This is a genomic window from Gillisella taibaishanensis (genome assembly GCF_001938985.1).
Lineage (GTDB): Bacteria > Pseudomonadota > Alphaproteobacteria > Rhizobiales > Rhizobiaceae > Allorhizobium > Allorhizobium taibaishanense.
In genome coordinates, this window is record NZ_MKIN01000027.1 from 1 (window position 1) to 15,738 (window position 15,738).

The 15,738-nt window shown below is 58.1% G+C and carries 12 protein-coding genes, 3 tRNA genes and 1 pseudogene; 6 read left to right on the forward strand and 10 right to left on the reverse strand.

The features are described from left to right. The 3 genes and pseudogenes from BJF91_RS25195 to BJF91_RS21450 form a co-directional block, all read right to left on the reverse strand. A pseudogene (locus BJF91_RS25195) lies at positions 1 to 79 on the reverse strand (GTP-binding protein); the annotation flags it as partial. Between the two features lie 221 nt (positions 80 to 300). Further along, a tRNA-Gly gene (locus BJF91_RS21445) sits at positions 301 to 374 on the reverse strand. 25 nt (positions 375 to 399) lie between these two features. Next, positions 400 to 484 (reverse strand) — tRNA-Tyr (locus BJF91_RS21450). 374 nt (positions 485 to 858) lie between these two features. On the opposite strand from BJF91_RS21450, the gene rlmB reads away from it, so the two are divergent. Beyond that, positions 859 to 1,740: a 23S rRNA (guanosine(2251)-2'-O)-methyltransferase RlmB gene (rlmB, locus tag BJF91_RS21455; protein ID WP_075616591.1), complete on the forward strand. Its 882-nt coding sequence runs from the start codon at positions 859 to 861 to the stop codon at positions 1,738 to 1,740. A gap of 44 nt (positions 1,741 to 1,784) precedes the next feature. On the opposite strand, the gene BJF91_RS21460 is transcribed toward rlmB, so the two are convergent. Next, entirely contained in the window at positions 1,785 to 1,997 is a 213-nt protein-coding gene (locus BJF91_RS21460; RefSeq protein WP_075616592.1) for an alkylphosphonate utilization protein, read from the reverse strand. A 144-nt stretch (positions 1,998 to 2,141) separates the two neighbouring features. On the opposite strand from BJF91_RS21460, the gene BJF91_RS21465 reads away from it, so the two are divergent. After that, entirely contained in the window at positions 2,142 to 2,333 is a 192-nt protein-coding gene (locus BJF91_RS21465) for a hypothetical protein (protein ID WP_075616992.1), read from the forward strand. Positions 2,334 to 2,505: 172 nt separating this feature from the next. Next, positions 2,506 to 2,658, forward strand: coding sequence for a hypothetical protein (locus BJF91_RS25100; RefSeq protein ID WP_162843905.1), 153 nt, complete (start codon positions 2,506 to 2,508; stop codon positions 2,656 to 2,658). A 196-nt stretch (positions 2,659 to 2,854) separates the two neighbouring features. On the opposite strand, the gene BJF91_RS21475 is transcribed toward BJF91_RS25100, so the two are convergent. Both BJF91_RS21475 and BJF91_RS21480 read right to left on the reverse strand, forming a co-directional pair. Further along, the gene (locus BJF91_RS21475; protein ID WP_075616594.1) at positions 2,855 to 3,832 is read right to left on the reverse strand and encodes a hypothetical protein; all 978 of its coding nucleotides are present in this window, start codon (positions 3,830 to 3,832) and stop codon (positions 2,855 to 2,857) included. A gap of 223 nt (positions 3,833 to 4,055) precedes the next feature. Beyond that, positions 4,056 to 4,131: transfer RNA gene (locus tag BJF91_RS21480), tRNA-Thr, on the reverse strand. Between the two features lie 184 nt (positions 4,132 to 4,315). Here BJF91_RS21480 and BJF91_RS21485 point away from each other — a divergent pair. Both BJF91_RS21485 and BJF91_RS21490 read left to right on the forward strand, forming a co-directional pair. Then, positions 4,316 to 5,089, forward strand: a complete 774-nt coding sequence (locus BJF91_RS21485; protein WP_075616993.1) for an NAD kinase — start codon at positions 4,316 to 4,318, stop codon at positions 5,087 to 5,089. 28 nt (positions 5,090 to 5,117) lie between these two features. Then, entirely contained in the window at positions 5,118 to 5,651 is a 534-nt protein-coding gene (locus tag BJF91_RS21490; protein ID WP_083943433.1) for a hypothetical protein, read from the forward strand. A 33-nt stretch (positions 5,652 to 5,684) separates the two neighbouring features. Here the strand turns inward: BJF91_RS21490 and pyrF are convergent, their stop codons facing one another. The 4 genes from pyrF to BJF91_RS21510 all read right to left on the reverse strand — a co-directional run bounded on the left by pyrF (position 5,685) and on the right by BJF91_RS21510 (position 11,927). Continuing rightward, positions 5,685 to 6,557: an orotidine-5'-phosphate decarboxylase gene (gene pyrF, locus BJF91_RS21495; RefSeq protein ID WP_075616595.1), complete on the reverse strand. Its 873-nt coding sequence runs from the start codon at positions 6,555 to 6,557 to the stop codon at positions 5,685 to 5,687. Positions 6,558 to 6,707: 150 nt separating this feature from the next. Then, positions 6,708 to 7,836, reverse strand: a protein-coding gene (gene prfB, locus BJF91_RS21500) for a peptide chain release factor 2 (protein ID WP_139310813.1) whose coding sequence is annotated in 2 segments (ribosomal slippage) — positions 6,708 to 7,766 and positions 7,768 to 7,836 — 1,128 coding nt in all. Because the reading frame shifts where the segments join, the coding sequence is not laid out codon by codon here. A gap of 110 nt (positions 7,837 to 7,946) precedes the next feature. Then, entirely contained in the window at positions 7,947 to 10,403 is a 2,457-nt protein-coding gene (locus BJF91_RS21505) for a penicillin-binding protein 1A (RefSeq protein ID WP_075616597.1), read from the reverse strand. 321 nt (positions 10,404 to 10,724) lie between these two features. Next, positions 10,725 to 11,927, reverse strand: coding sequence for an N-acetylmuramoyl-L-alanine amidase (locus tag BJF91_RS21510; protein WP_075616995.1), 1,203 nt, complete (start codon positions 11,925 to 11,927; stop codon positions 10,725 to 10,727). A 750-nt stretch (positions 11,928 to 12,677) separates the two neighbouring features. Here BJF91_RS21510 and BJF91_RS21515 point away from each other — a divergent pair. Beyond that, entirely contained in the window at positions 12,678 to 15,698 is a 3,021-nt protein-coding gene (locus BJF91_RS21515; protein WP_075616598.1) for an Rne/Rng family ribonuclease, read from the forward strand. Positions 15,699 to 15,738 lie beyond the last annotated feature (40 nt).

Here is a 15,738-nt window from a genome sequence, read left to right on the forward strand (position 1 = left end):
ACGTCTTGCCATGGTCAACGTGGCCGATCGTGCCAATGTTAACGTGCGGCTTGTTGCGCTCAAACTTACTCTTTGCCATTTGAATGCTTCCTGTGAACGTAAAAGGTTGACGCGGCGAACCGGTTTAGTGCCGCCGTTTAAGGCTTTCGTAGAGATTGCGCAAGCCATAAATGCGCAAGGCCGGACGTGGGAGCCCCTGGCGTATCCAACGCGCGCTAAAGACGCGTGCCTTCAGCCCGAAACAATTGGCAAATACCAAAAGCCGGCCAGAATGAAGCATATATCTATCAATGAGATAACTGGAGCGGGTAGCGGGAATCGAACCCGCGTATTCAGCTTGGAAGGCTGCTGCTCTACCATTGAGCTATACCCGCGGCGGTTTTAGATCCAGGTGCGAAATGGTGGAGGGAGTTGGATTTGAACCAACGTAGGCTGAGCCAACGGATTTACAGTCCGTCCCCTTTAACCACTCGGGCATCCCTCCAGTATTTCGACCGGATCAAGCAACCAAGCTTACTAATCCCGAACCCGGCTGAGCTGGTTAAGCTCGGTGCGCCGCGATCCGTGGCGGCTATATGACGGGCCAAAACGGAGATGTCAACACGCGTCCTGTGGAAAATTTCCAAGTTTTTTCACCATCGGCGTGAGTGGCAAAGCCGGTCCTCATATCGCCGCTCATCCGAGAGCTAGTGCGACATCTCATTGTATGCGCGGATCGCTTTGACACTGTGGTCCCTAGTTCTCACGTTGCCTTCCCCCACAGCCGGCTCACAATCTTCATCTAGGTATTTTTTGGTTTTGCCTCGGATTTTCCGAAAACCGGTTCCCACTTTTCAGCCCAATGCTCTATAAGGCCGCATGAGCAAAGATAACCCCACCGATAAGTCCGACCGCGACAGCCATTACGCCACCCTGCGCCGCCAGGTGCGGGATGCGAAGCGTGAGCGCGGCGAAATTCCGACGCCCCAGCCGCAGAAGCGCCGCAAGTCCAATGCAGACTGGACACCGCCGCCTGTCGCCCCCGATCAGGTCTTCCTCTACGGCCTGCATACAGTGCGGGCAGCCCTCGGCAATCCCGAGCGCAAGCCGATAAAGCTGTCGCTCACTCAAAATGCACTGGTGCGGCTGGAAATTGGCCCAGTCGAAGCCCTGCCCTTCCCCGTCGAGATCGTCACGCCACAGGATCTCGACAAGCATCTGGGTCCTGAAGCGATCCATCAAGGCGTGATGCTGGAAACCAAGCCGCTGCCAACGCGCCGGCTCGAGGCCCTGAAGGAAAGCCCGCTGATCCTGGTGCTCGATCAGGTCACCGATCCGCACAATGTCGGAGCGATCATGCGTACGGCCGTTGCCTTCGGTGCTGGCGCCGTCATCACCACAATGCGCCATAGCCCGACCGAATCAGGTGTGCTGGCCAAATCTGCTTCCGGCGCGCTAGAGCTGATCCCGTACATCCAGATTACCAATCTTTCGGACGCACTGGGCGAATTGCACAAACTCGGCTTCGTGTCGCTCGGACTTGATTCGGAAGGGCCGGAGGCACTGGAAGACAGCTTCAGCGGCGAGAAGTTAGCATTGGTGCTGGGGTCGGAGGGCAAGGGCCTTCGTCAGAAGACCCGCGATACCGTGAACGCACTGGCGCGACTGGATATGCCCGGCGAAATCAAGTCGCTGAACGTCTCGAATGCCGCGGCCATCGCGCTCTATGCCTCGCGCCAATATCTGCTGCGCAAGAGCTAAGCTGACATAGTTAGTCCCGGCAATCAAAGGCCGGGACCAAACACTCACGCCTTCTTAAGGAACTCTGTGCGCAGCACCAAGCCCTTGATCTTGGCATGGCGGCAGTCGACCTCATCAGGATTATCGGTGAGATGAATGCCCTTGATGATAGTGCCGCGCTTTATCGTCTCTGATGTACCCTTGACCTTGAGATCCTTGATAAGAGTGACATTGTCGCCCTCTTGAAGGATGGTCCCGTTTGAATCCCTGACGTCCATTACCGTTCTCCATTTCGATAAATGGCGCTTATCTCTCCAAAGGACACGAGTCCAGCGGCCACGCTGTCGCGGGATGAGAGAAAAGTCGGAACCAATCCGGCAGGCATCGGTTTCTCTCAAGACAACAGTCAAAGGAGGATGATCATGCCAACGACAATCCCCGAAAAGCCCGAGGACACGACGCGAGGCCCGCAGGGCACGCCGGGCATTCCCGACCGCTCTCAGGACGGGGCCATCAAGCCACCCATCCAGGATGGAGACGACACAAAAAATCCGAACGATCCGGTGCCGACCCCACCGCTACTGCCGATTGGCGATCCTGCCGGCATGGCATGATCGTAAATACCACGACAAAAGATCCCCGGCACATGAGCGCCGGGGATTTGTTTAGGGATGACGCGCGTGTGGACAAGCTCGCTTTTCCGATGACTCGTAACCATGCCGCAAGCTTTACGTGGAATAAATGCCGCCGATCATGCTTCAAACGAAGCGCATGAGGGAGGCCTTGATGAGCGATAACGTCATAAAATTCCGCAAACCCGCACCACCGCCAAAACAGCCCCGGCCCGGCCTTCGCAAGCTGGTGATCGGCCTCTGTGTGGTCGCTGCGTTCGGGCTGGTTTGGGCTTACTTCGCTTTTGTGGCGCCGGGTGGACTGTAACGAGCAACTTTTTACGGGGGCAGCAGCATCTGCTGTTACATATCTGCATAACGTCAGATATGTCTGGAACCGCACCTCGTTAAATTAGATAATGACGACCATCTGGCGCGCTCCAATGGGACGAGATGCCATTTTGGTCGGCTTAGTTCTCAAAGCTTCTTTCTTACCAGGCATTTTTTTGTTCGGTCAGTCTCTCTCAATAACCCTGCTTGATTTCGATGCTACGTGCGACATCGTCGAACGCGGGTTTAAGCGTATCAAATTGGTCCTGGTCCGCTATAGCGGTCACGACGACACTGCGACCACTTGGCGCGATAGCAAGATACATCGCGAACTTTTTCGGTCGCGGAGGACCACCGACCTCTCCGTCATATGCACCGCTTAGGACAATCCCGGCAATTCCAGCGACAGTTGATTTCTCCCTGGCGTCAACATGCGCATTCACGTAGCGGCGCGGATCTACCAAATGGCTCTCGGCCACTTGTTCAAGAGTCTGCAGGTTGGCAACAGGCTGGACCTCATAGCTCACTATGATCCACGGCTGGATGTTTTCCGGATCAACATCTTTAGGACCAATGGTCATGCCAATGGAAGCACCACCATGAGCCGGGCCGAATCGAAAAGGAGCGACAAGCTTGAGGTCAAACGGCAATGCCGCGATCTGCTCCTCCAAGCTCACAGGCCCTCCCGCTCGCACGGACATCATCATTTTTTTCACAGCGGCTTCACTGTCTTTTGCGCTTAGAGATTGTGCGGTGACCAGAACCGTCTGCTGACCCTTGAAAAGTGCGGCCCACTTGGAGAAAGGGCCTTGCCTTCCCGTCAGCAACAGAAACTTTTCGCCGTTGTCGGCAGTCATTTCTTCAACTTGCTGCAGATCAATGTCCTCCTCAGCCAGAAGAGGTGCCAGTTCTTTTACAGGATTTTTTGCCGCCTGCATAAACTGCTCATAAACCTCAGGAGCAAGTTCATCCACCATGATGGCATCGCCATCATCGCCAATGAGACCCGCAAAACCAGCCGACGACTTCAGACCGTCCATTGGCACCAGGGAAACGCTGGTTCCTGGAATCCGTTGGAGATCATTCGCCATAACCGAAAAGGAGCACGCCAATAGCGCAATCGAAGCGATTACCAATGATGAAAAAAGAGTTTGGCGAGCGCAGATTTTCATTGGAAAATCCCTTTCAAGCGTTCCAAGAACGACACCTGCATACAAAGGGATCGGGACAAAAAGTTCGAAATACCGGCTTTAAAAGCCCGATACCCGTTTCTAGGACAAACCTAGGTGTCTGCTGATAATCCTGCCGAAATTCCCTGGACCAACAGGGTTACCGACTCCCATAAAATGGAGCCAACGTCAAACAATCATCACTCTATCGACATGTCGAGAAAAATGGTGCCCCCGGCAGGGTTCGAACCCGCGACCCCCTGATTACAAATCAGGTGCTCTACCAACTGAGCTACAAGGGCAATGGCGTCTGACTACCAGATTTTCCGTCGCTGTAAAGCAAAAAAGCCAAGAAAGCACTGCATTCGTTTCTACACGAAGGATCGGATGAAGGCTTGGCCATGGCAACGGCTTAAACAGCGAAAAGCCTTGGCGTGGGGCGGGTTTATCATGTACGAAGTAGGCCTCTTCAACAGGTTCTTTTGCATGGCGCGCTCCTTTCGGTCGCTTTCCTTTGTCGCAACAAATACGCCGGAGGCGCTCGCATCCCGTGAAGAGCTGATTCGCACTTACGGCTATACCCCGCCGGAAGAGGCTGATGTGCTTGTCGTGCTCGGCGGTGACGGCTTCATGTTGCAGAACCTGCATGACACGATGAATTCCGGCCGGCTGATTTATGGCATGAACCGCGGTAGCGTCGGCTTTTTGATGAACGATTACCGGGTGGACGACCTGCCGGAGCGAATCGCCATTGCGACCGAGAACGATTTTCATCCTTTGAAGATGACCGCCTATGGCGAAGACGGCAGCGAAACCATAGCGCTTGCCATCAACGAAGTTTCACTGCTGCGGCAATCCTATCAGGCGGCGAAACTGCGGGTTCTGATCGACGGTCACGAACGGCTCGACGAGTTGATCTGCGACGGATTAATGGTGGCGACGCCTGTCGGCTCGACCGCCTACAATCTCTCTGCCCACGGACCGATCCTGCCGCTCGACGCGCCGCTTCTGGCGCTGACGCCCGTCTGCCCCTTCCGGCCACGCCGTTGGCGCGGGGCGCTGCTGCCCGATCGGGTCAAGGTGTCTGTCGAAATCCTCGAAGAGCGCAAGCGGCCGGTCAACGCCGTCGCCGACAATATCGAGGTAAAGTCGGTGCTCAAGGTCGAGATCGAGCAAGCCAAAGACATCACAGCCCGCATTCTCTCGGATCCGGATCACTCCTGGTCGGAGCGAATCCTGGCCGAGCAATTCGCCAATTGACGATGATCCGCTGGAGGACGACAGCGCGATGAGAAAAAATCAGGCCTATCCGAGCGCTTACCGTCGTCTCACTTCAGCGCTTTTGTTGAGCGCCTGGGTGCTGAATGCAGCCCCTTCTATTGCCGGCGAGATCAATGTCATTCCTGCGACACTGACCTTCTTGATCAGTGGTGGCTATTGGGAAGATCCGGGCGCGGTGGCCAGCAACGGTATCGTCAAGAGCCCAACGGTCATTGACGATGCGAAAGATGGGCTGCGGCGCGGCTACTACCGGCTCTATGCTCTGCGCCAGCCCGACCGCACGGCGAAAGTCTATCTCAGCCAGGTCGCCACGTCGGATAAAGGGCTTGAGATCATCGATTCGGTGGAGTTGCAGGAAATCTCCGATTTGCACGCCTACGTCACCGACATCAGGAGTGAAGACCCATCCGGCGTTAACAGAGGCTTCGGCCTTTCGGCCACCGTCTATCTCAAGCGCGACCCACGCTCCAATGACCCCGAAAGCTGGTCGGTTGTCGTCGATGAGTTCGGCGATATCAGGGTCGAGCCGGAAAGCCATTGATGAGACCTCGTCAGGCACCGGTTGAAGCTTGCATCACACGTGGGAAATCGCTTGCTTGAACCCGTTCAAGCGGCCGACGATCAACTCCGCGTAGTCATCGAGGCCGATTTGCCGGTCTTCCACCTTCGTCAGCCCGCGAGAGACGGGCACCAGCAGATCACCGGGAAGCGCGCCTCGCAGGGCGTGGATGGCGCGCGGATCGCCGCCCTGAGCGCCCAGCCCCGGAGCAAGGATAATCGAGTGCGGCATGAATTGCCGAAGGCGGCGACCTTCCTCGGGAACGGTCGCACCAATCACCGCGCCGATTGGCCCGAGCTCGCCCGCCTTGCCTGAGGCAAAGCCGCCGATCAGCCCGGCCAGCCGGTCGGAAATCAGCTGATTGCCGGTCATTTTGTCCTGAAGCCAGCCGGCGCCGGGATTTGAGGTGCGGCAGAGCACGAAGAGGCCTTTGCCATAGGTGCTCGCCGCCTCGACGAAGGGCGTCAGCGTATCCGGCCCCATTAGAGGATTGACGGTCAGGCAATCAGCTTCGAAATCACCGCTGCCGCCATCGCGTTCCGGCACCAAATAGGCTTTGGCATAAGCTGATGCCGTTGCACCGATATCGCCACGCTTGGCGTCAAGAATCACGCCCATACCAGCCGCCCTCGCCTGCTGCATTGCCAAGGATAGGGCCTGCAAGCCAGCGAGCCCACAGGCTTCGAAATAAGCCGTTTGGAATTTGACGAAGCCGACATGGCCAGTGATCGTCTCGAGGACGAAAGATACGTAATCGCCGATCCAATCACCTTGCCCGTCGCCCCGCGCGAAAGCTTCGGGAATGTCGGCGAGTGACGGATCGATGCCTGCGACCAATTCGCCATACCGGTCGACATTATCGGTCACGATATCCACCCATGCCACCATGTCTTCGTCCCTTCGTTCAATCCGTTATCCAGTGGTCGTCAGCATCTGGAGCAGCGCATAAAAAAACCGCCTGCGACAGGCTCGCAGGCGGTTCATGACTTCCAAATCCGCAGCATGTCCATTTGGAGATGGGCTGCGATGGTCGTTCCATCAGTCGATATCCGAAACCAGATCAGCCTTGCCGCTGATTCGATGCGCCAGCGCCGCTTCCATGAAAGGGCTGACGTCGCCGTTCAGGACGTCGTCAGGCGCCGTGCTTTCGACGCCGGTGCGCAGGTCCTTAACCAGCTGATAGGGCTGCAGCACGTAGGAGCGGATCTGATGGCCCCAACCGATTTCGGTCTTGGAAGCTGCTTCGGCATTGGCCGCTTCTTCCCGCTTCTTCAGCTCGACTTCGTAGAGACGCGCACGCAGCATTTCCCAAGCCTTGGCCTTGTTCTTGTGCTGCGACCGTTCCTGCTGACACGATACCGCAATCCCGGTTGGGATGTGGGTGATACGCACCGCCGAGTCCGTCGTGTTGACGTGCTGACCGCCTGCGCCCGAGGACCGGTAGGTATCGATGCGGCAGTCACTTTCGTTGATGTCGATCTGAATCGAATCATCGACGACGGGATAGACCCAGATCGAGGAAAACGACGTATGGCGCCGGGCATTGCTGTCATAGGGCGAAATGCGCACCAGACGATGCACGCCCGATTCGGTTTTCATCCAGCCATAGGCATTGTGCCCCTTGATCAGGATGGTCGCCGATTTGATGCCGGCTTCTTCGCCGTCATGGACTTCAAGCAACTCGACCTTGAAGCCACTGCGCTCGGCCCAGCGGGTATACATGCGCAACAGCATGTTGGCCCAGTCCTGGCTCTCCGTGCCGCCGGCGCCTGAATGGACTTCGACATAGGTGTCGTTGCCATCGGCTTCGCCAGACAGCATGGCCTCGACCTGCAGTTTGCCGGATTCGGTTTTCAGGGCTTTGAGGCCGTCCTCGGCCTCCTTGACGATGCTCTCGTCGCCCTCTTCCTCGCCCATCTCGATCAGCTCGATATTGTCCTGCATCTGCTGTTCGAGGCGGCGTACGCCGGCAATGCTGTCTTCCAGCTGCTGGCGCTCGCGCATCAGCTTCTGGGCCTCATTGGCGTCGTTCCAGAGGTTCGGGTCCTCTGCCTTGTTGTTCAACCAGTCCAGTCGTCTCAGCGCCTGATCCCAGTCAAAGATGCCTCCTCAGCAGGCTTATGGCCTGCTTGATTTCGTCGACGACATTTTCGATTTCGTTACGCATTGGTGCTTCTCGGGTCCTTCTCGGAAACCTGTCTTTTTAGATTGTGTCCGGTGCATAAAGGCCGCCGTCCCGGAAGTAAAGCCAGGACGGCGGCCAATAAAGAGATGCGATCAGAACAGGCCGGGGGTTCCGGACTGGACGGCCTGATTGACCTGCGGCGAGCTTTTCATGATCTCGTCCGGCTGCATATTGCTGTCCATACCGATGACGGACAGACTGTCGGCGGGACCGGTGCCGGGCTTGAAGGCCTCGACGATCGTATCGGGATCACCCTCGACAGCAGCCATGCCGGTCTTGCGGTTGACGGCGATCATCTGCATGCCATCAGGTACCTTGAACTTGCTCGGCGGCGTGCCTTTGACGGCGGTCTGCATGAATTCGTTGAACACAGGCGCGGACATCGAGCCGCCGGTCGCACCACGGCCCATAGGGGTCGGGTTGTCGTAACCGATGTAAACGCCAGCGACGATATTCGGTGTAAAGCCGACAAACCAGGTATCCTTGGCATCGTTGGTCGTGCCGGTCTTACCGGCGACGTCACGGTCCAGCTTGATCTTGCCGTAGGCGGTACCGCGCTGGATAACGCCCTGCATCATCGAAGTGATCTGATAGGCGGTCATCGGATCAAGCACCTGCAGTCGGTCATCGGCAACCACAGGCTCGTCCTGGTTATGCCAGTCCGGCGCATTGCAGCCTTCGCAGACACGCTCCTCATGCTTGAAGATCGTCTTGCCGTAGCGATCCTGGATCCGGTCGATCAGGGTCGGCTTGATCTGTTTGCCGCCGTTAGCAATGACGGCATAAGCCGAGACCATGCGCATGACAGTGGTTTCACCGGCGCCAAGCGACATCGACAGCACCGGCTGCATGTGATCATAGATCCCGAAACGCTCGGCATATTCGGCGACCAAGTTCATGCCCATGTCATTGGCAAGTCGAACCGTCATCAGGTTGCGCGAATGCTCGATGGCAAAGCGCAGCGTTGCCGGGCCAACAGAGCCGCCGCCATCGTTCTGCGGCCGCCAGACCTCGCCACCGGACACGAACTCAACAGGCGCGTCGAGCACCACGGACGCAGGTGTATAGCCGCTATCGAGAGCCGCTGCGTAAACGAAGGGCTTGAAGGACGAACCGGGCTGGCGCATCGCTTGGGTCGCGCGGTTGAATTCCGACTGTGCATAAGAGAAGCCACCGACCAGGGCCAGAACACGGCCGGTATGCGGGTCCATAGCGACGAAACCGCCCTGCACTTTCGGTGGTTGGCGCAGCCGATAATTGGTGGAGGTCTCACCGCCAATGCGCTCGGCATAGACGACGTCACCAGGCTGCAATACGCCGTCGGGAGACTTCGCGGTCTTACGGTCGCCACGGCCGGAGCGATAGGCCCAGTCCATGGCATCCGCCTTGATCGTGCCGCGCAAGCGCTCCGGCACAACCTTGCCAGCGCCGTCGCGATCCGGCTTCAAGCCGATCTGGACGTCGGTTTTCGACGTCGAGAGAACAACGGCGACTTCCCACTCGGGAACGTCACCAAGGCTCGGCACGTCGGCCAGCGGCACGCCCCAGTCCGAGCCCATATCGATATGAGTGACCGGGCCGCGATAGCCGCGCCGCTCGTCATAGCTGAGCAGACCGTCCTGCAGCGCCTTGCGTGCGGCGACCTGCAAATTCGGATCGAGCGACGTGCGCACCGACAAGCCGCCCTCATAGAGCGCCTTGGTGCCATACTTGTCGACGATTTGACGACGGACTTCTTCGGCAAAGTAGTCAGAGGCAAAGACATTGCCGCCGCCACGTCTCAGGTTGACACCAAGATCTTCCTTCTTGGCGGCTTCGCCATCGGCCTGACTGACGAAGCCGTTTTCCACCAGCCGGTCGATAACCCAGTTTCGGCGATCGAGCGCAGCCTGGGTATGGCGATAGGGATGGTAATTGGCAGGGCCTTTGGGCAACGATGCGAGATAGGCGGTTTCGGCGATCGTCAGTTCCGTTACCGGCTTGTCGAAGTAGGTCAGAGAGGCCGCAGCGATGCCGTAAGAATTCAGCCCGAAGAAAATCTCGTTGAGATAGAGTTCGAGGATCTTGTCTTTGGAATAGGCTTGCTCAATGCGGAAGGACAGGATCGCTTCCTTGATCTTGCGGTCCATGGTCTGGTCGGACGACAGAAGGAAGTTCTTGGCGACCTGCTGGGTGATGGTCGAGGCACCAACCGGACGGCGGCCGGAACCGAAATTCTGCAGGTTGACGAGAATGGCGCGGCCGAGACCCCAGAGATCGACGCCAGGATGGGTGTAGAAGTTCTTGTCTTCCGCCGACAGGAAGGCTGCCTTGACCCGGTCAGGAATGGCCTGGATCGGCAGGAACAACCGGCGCTCATGGGCATATTCGGCAATCAGCGCGCCATTGCCGGCGTGGACGCGAGTCATGACCGGAGGCGCGTAACGGCTCAACACCTCGTAATCAGGCAGATCCTTGGTTACGGTGGTCAGATAGACGGCCGCAACAGCAGCCGCGGCCAGCGCGGCTACGGATGCCAATCCGAAAAGATATCCAATCAGTCTTATCATCGTGAAACTACCGGCAATCGCTTTCGGGACGCATGCGCCTGTCTAGTCTTCGTTTGTCTTTACGGAAAACCGGCAACCACTTTTCCCTGACAAACTCTATCGAACATCGCTCATGTGCTAGGCTCATGTGCTGGCGTTTTGCACACGACGCCGCCAAATACAAGGGAGGAGCCACATCGAACTCCTTTGCCCCGCTATTATCAGGTGTTCTTTCGACAATGTGCGGAAAATAGGGCCATTGTCGTATTCCGCACAGCTTTGGCGATCAACTTTCGTTCCAGCGTCTTGCGGTTCCGCAAGTATGCCGCCATTTCAAATTACTCACCCGCCCTTGGCCACCAACGGCTGCCGATAGGTTTTAACCGCGTCGGCGATCAGGCGCACCACCTTGGTGCGCCAAGCGGGCTCGAGCAGCAGTTTCTCATCCTCCTTGTTGGAGAGAAATCCGAGTTCGAGCAGCACTGAGGGCACATCCTGCGCCTGCAACACGCGGAAGCCGGCGAAACGGTGCGGATTGTTGATCAGATTGACCTGGCCTTCGAAAGATTTGACCACGGATGTTGCGAGCGCGATGGAAAAGGCCTGCGTCTCGCGCCGGGTGAGATCGGCGAGGATATCGGAAACCTCCTGCGGCTCAGCCGATGCATCGACGCCGCCGACTTCGTCCGACTGGTTTTCGCGGGCAGCGGCGGCTTCGGCCAGATGGTCGGATGCCTTGTCGGAAATCGTGTAGACGGTGGCGCCGCGAATATTGGACTGTCCCAGCATATCCGCATGCAGCGAAATGAACAGATTGGCACCCTTTTGCCGCGCCAGTGTCACCCGCTGCGACAGAGACAGGAAACTGTCGTTATCGCGCGTCAAGAAGGCTTTCACGCCCTTCTGGCGGTTGAGTTCTGCGGCCAGTGCCTTGGCGAAGGCCAACGTGACGGTCTTCTCAGGGGTATTGGTGGTTTTGCCTATTGCACCTGTGTCGATGCCGCCATGGCCAGCATCGACGGCGATCAGAAAATCGCCATCGGTCGCGGGCGCGGCCTGCTCGATGCGCGGGCTCTTACCGCTCGCGCCATTGTAGGCGTCCGCATCCCAGGCCTGAACGGCGACCAATTTGGTGAATGTGTCTGCGTCCGTCATTTCAGCGTCAAGAATCAGACGGAAGCCCCGCCCCTCCTCGTTTTTCTTGACATCGGTCAGCACAAGCTTCGCCGGCCGGGCAAGAGTTAGCACCAGCCGCGAATGGGCTGCATCGATCGAGCCGAAGCGGATGTCCCGGTAAAGGCCGCGTGCGGCAAGATCTGCCGCAGGAAAGGAAAACACTGTCGCCGGCAGTTCCACGACGATGCGATCGGGATTGGCGATATAGCGCACCGTTGCGTCGGGCTTGTCGTCGAAGTCCATCACGATACGGGTACGAGCATCGTCACCGGCAATGCGCGCCGCAAAAGCCGCCGAACGCTCCGCCGATGAAGCCGAAAAAGCTCCAGCCCATAACGCGAGACAGGCAATCAGGAGGCGGCCGACCATCGCGCCCATGGATGAGAATGCGGCATTTCTTCTGCCGGACACTGTTCTCTTCACGCCATTCCTCTCACGCAAACCGTTCCACATCGTAACGGTCACAATGCCTCGAACCATCGGCGAATCCGCTTCTGATACAGAGCGAAACAACCCAGGACTGTCTCAATCCAACACCTTAAACCGAATTCGAAGTAGGCCCCTCACCCATTGCCACCGCTCGCCACCACCCGCAAGTGCAGCAGTTCTAATCTATTGGTCTTATCAATATTATGGCCCGGCGGGCTTTGCCGCTTGCCAATGTGACACAGACGACATACAACACAAATAAGGGTTAAAATTGTCGACGGGATAGAGTCTTCCGACGGCTGCCAACCATTACCGGACCTGGCGCCATTTGTCTGATTTTTCATCCGCCGCCAAGGCATTTTTGTCCCGAAACTGAATCGTCCAGCCGGATTGTCCGGCGAAATACGGGGTGGGAGACCACCAACCGCTCATTTGAGCATTCATTGGGTCTTATCAAGAGACCTTTGTCATTGTCGCTTTTGTTTTGGTATTTGATGTCGTTGCAGCAGCCTTTGTCCGATGTCGTCCGCCTTGAGGCCCTTCGTGGCCTGCGTGCTGACGGACTGCTGCCAGGCAAACTACCTCTGACGAGAGCACCGATATCCGGCGCATCGCTTACGAGATCAGCCCCGCTTGGCCTGCGGCCTGCGGCATTGCTCGCTACCGGTCGCGCCGAGGAGCAGAGCTTACATGGCAGACAAAATGCTAATAGACGCGTCTCACGAAGAAGAGACGCGCGTCGTTGTCGTTCGCGGTAACAGGATCGAAGAATTCGATTTTGAGTCCCAGCACAAGAAACAGATCCGAGGCAATATCTATCTGGCCAAGGTGACCCGGGTCGAGCCCTCGCTACAGGCCGCCTTTGTGGATTACGGCGGCAACCGCCACGGCTTCCTGGCTTTTGCCGAAATTCACCCCGACTACTATCAAATCCCTCTCGCTGACCGTCAGGCTTTATTGAAAGCCGAAGCCGAAGAGCATGGCCGCCATGACGATGGCGATTTCGAGCCGGCCCGCAGCCAGGATCCTGGCCAGAGCGATCAGCCCGTCATTGCCGATCCGGCAGAATTTGCCAACGAAGCAGAGGAAGTGGCAGGCCTTGCCAATCGCCAGTCGAGCGAAGATCACGCAGAAGTAAGCGAAAGCCAGCCTGCTGCCGTTGAAGCCGCCGCTGAGCCGGAAGCTGATGCTGCCGCAAAGCCGAAGGCCCGCCGCCCCCGCAAGCCGCGCAAGAAGGCTGGCGAGACTGAAGCATCCGCAGAAGCGGAAGCCCAGGCGCCGGTCGCAGCAGAAGAGGCCCCGGCCGCCGTTGAAAGCGACGAGACACCGGATGAAGGATCGAATGGCGGCAGCATGGCTGCCATGGTCGATACCGACTCGATTTCGGAAGAAGCCGATAGCCGTCATCGCAACGATGACGATGATGATGACGACGACGATGACGGCGAGAAGGAAGAGATCGAATCCGTTGGCGCCGAAGACGCCATGGAAGAGGTTCCTGACCGCGTTCGCCGCACGCCGCGCAAACAGTACCGCATCCAGGAAGTCATCAAGCGCCGGCAGATCCTGCTGGTGCAGGTTGCCAAGGAAGAACGCGGTAACAAGGGCGCGGCGCTGACAACCTATCTGTCTCTCGCCGGCCGTTACTCGGTGCTGATGCCCAATACCGCCCGTGGCGGCGGCATTTCACGCAAGATCACCAACCCCGCCGACCGCAAGCGGTTGAAGGAAGTGGCACGCGATCTGGAAGTGCCGCAGGGCATGGGCGTGATCTTGCGCACCGCCGGCGCCAACCGCACCAAGGTCGAAGTCAAGCGCGACTTCGAATATCTGATGCGCCTTTGGGAAAATGTCCGCACCCTGACGCTGAATTCCACTGCACCTTGCCTGGTCTATGAAGAGGGATCGCTGATCAAGCGGTCGATCCGTGACCTCTACAACAAGGATATCAGCGAAATCATCGTGTCCGGTGAAGAAGGCTATCGTGAAGCGAAAGACTTCATGAAGATGCTGATGCCGAGCCATGCCAAGGTGGTTCAGCCTTACCGCGATATTCATCCGATCTTCTCGCGCTCGGGCATCGAGGCGCAGCTCGACCGGATGCTGCAGCCGCAGGTCACGCTGAAGTCGGGCGGTTACATCATCATCAACCAGACGGAAGCTCTCGTCGCAATCGACGTCAACTCCGGCCGGTCGACCCGCGAATATTCCATCGAAGACACGGCGCTGCAGACCAATCTGGAAGCGGCGGAAGAAGTGGCTCGCCAGTTGCGCCTGCGCGACTTGGCCGGTCTTATCGTCATCGACTTCATCGACATGGAAGAAAAGCGGAATAACCGCTCTGTCGAGAAGAAGCTGAAGGATTGCCTGAAGAACGACCGTGCCCGCATCCAGGTCGGCCGTATCTCACATTTCGGCCTGCTGGAGATGTCGCGCCAGCGCATCCGCGCCAGCGTGCTGGAATCGACCACCCAGACCTGCCCGCACTGCTCGGGCACGGGCCTGATCCGCTCGCAGTCGTCGGTTGCCCTGCATGTTCTGCGCGGCATCGAGGAATATCTGCTGAAGAGCACGACGCACGACATCACCGTGCGGACCCTGCCGGAAACGGCGCTCTACCTGCTCAACCACAAGCGCGGCACCATCGTCGATTACGAAAACCGCTTCGGTGTGGCTATCGTCATCGACTCCGACAGCAGCGTCGGCCACCAGCATTTCGCCATCGATAAGGGCGAGCCGGTTGCCAATCCGGTTCGGATCGAAACGCTGATGCCGTTGATCAGCGAGCCGGAAGAGGAAGACCCGATCATCGAGATCGAGGAAGAGGAAGACGAGGATGTCGTCGCGACCTCTGCTCCGCAGGCTGAAAAAGTTGCGGGCAACAAGGATGCATCGGCTTCGGAAGATGGAAATCGCAAGCGCAAGCGCCGCCGCCGTCGTCGTGGCAAGAATGGCAATGGTCAGGGCGAAGGTAATGGTGACGGTCATTCCGATGGCTATCAAGCCGATGCCAGCAAGAATGACGAAGAAGGCGATGAAGGCGACGACGAGGCCGATGATGCGGCTGAAGAGCGCGACGACAGCGTCGAGGCATCGGAAGGCAGCGAAGGCCAGCGCCGTAAGCGCCGTCGCCGCGGCAAGCGTGGCGGTCGTCGCGGTCGTGACGAAAATGGCGTCAACGCCGATGCCGATGGCAGCGACAATGATGTCGAGGGTGGCGATGACGCTGAAGACGCAGACGGCGAGACGGTCGTTGCTGACGCAGCCAATAGCGTAACGGAAGCGCCGGAGGTCGTCGTTGCGGCCGAAGCGCCAGTTGCTGAGGAAGCTGTTGCAGCCAAGCCGCGTCGGTCCCGCAAGGCAAAGGCTCCGGCGAAAGCAGAAGTCTCTGAACCGGCTGAAGTGGTTGTTGAGACTGTTGCTGCCGCCGAACCTGTGCTCAGCGTCGAAGCTGAGCCTGTCGCAGAAAGCGCTCCTGTAGAGGCAGCGAATGAACCCGTAAACCAGCAGGCACCGGCGCCGGAAGCTGTCGCAGAAGAGCCGGCTGCACCGCCCGCTGATACGGTGGAATCAACGGCCGATAAGCCCGTCCGTGCCAACCGTTCCTCGAATGTCAGTTCATCTGAGCCGGTCGTCACCTCGGTGACCTCAGGTGACGAAGCGCCGAAGCCCAAGAAGGGTGGCTGGTGGCAGAAGCGCGGCTTCCTATAAGCCACGCGTTTCAATCCGATCTTAAATGACACACGGCCAC

Bases quoted from the DNA above. Each gene is read 5' to 3' on its own strand.
- rlmB (WP_075616591.1), top strand. From the start codon at position 859: ATGAGCAAAGATAACCCCACCGATAAGTCCGACCGCGACAGCCATTAC.
- BJF91_RS21460 (WP_075616592.1), bottom strand. From the start codon at position 1,997: ATGGACGTCAGGGATTCAAACGGGACCATCCTTCAAGAGGGCGACAAT.
- BJF91_RS21465 (WP_075616992.1), top strand. From the start codon at position 2,142: ATGCCAACGACAATCCCCGAAAAGCCCGAGGACACGACGCGAGGCCCG.
- BJF91_RS25100 (WP_162843905.1), top strand. From the start codon at position 2,506: ATGAGCGATAACGTCATAAAATTCCGCAAACCCGCACCACCGCCAAAA.
- BJF91_RS21475 (WP_075616594.1), bottom strand. From the start codon at position 3,832: ATGAAAATCTGCGCTCGCCAAACTCTTTTTTCATCATTGGTAATCGCT.
- BJF91_RS21485 (WP_075616993.1), top strand. From the start codon at position 4,316: ATGGCGCGCTCCTTTCGGTCGCTTTCCTTTGTCGCAACAAATACGCCG.
- BJF91_RS21490 (WP_083943433.1), top strand. From the start codon at position 5,118: ATGAGAAAAAATCAGGCCTATCCGAGCGCTTACCGTCGTCTCACTTCA.
- pyrF (WP_075616595.1), bottom strand. From the start codon at position 6,557: ATGGTGGCATGGGTGGATATCGTGACCGATAATGTCGACCGGTATGGC.
- BJF91_RS21505 (WP_075616597.1), bottom strand. From the start codon at position 10,403: ATGATAAGACTGATTGGATATCTTTTCGGATTGGCATCCGTAGCCGCG.
- BJF91_RS21510 (WP_075616995.1), bottom strand. From the start codon at position 11,927: ATGGTCGGCCGCCTCCTGATTGCCTGTCTCGCGTTATGGGCTGGAGCT.
- BJF91_RS21515 (WP_075616598.1), top strand. From the start codon at position 12,678: ATGGCAGACAAAATGCTAATAGACGCGTCTCACGAAGAAGAGACGCGC.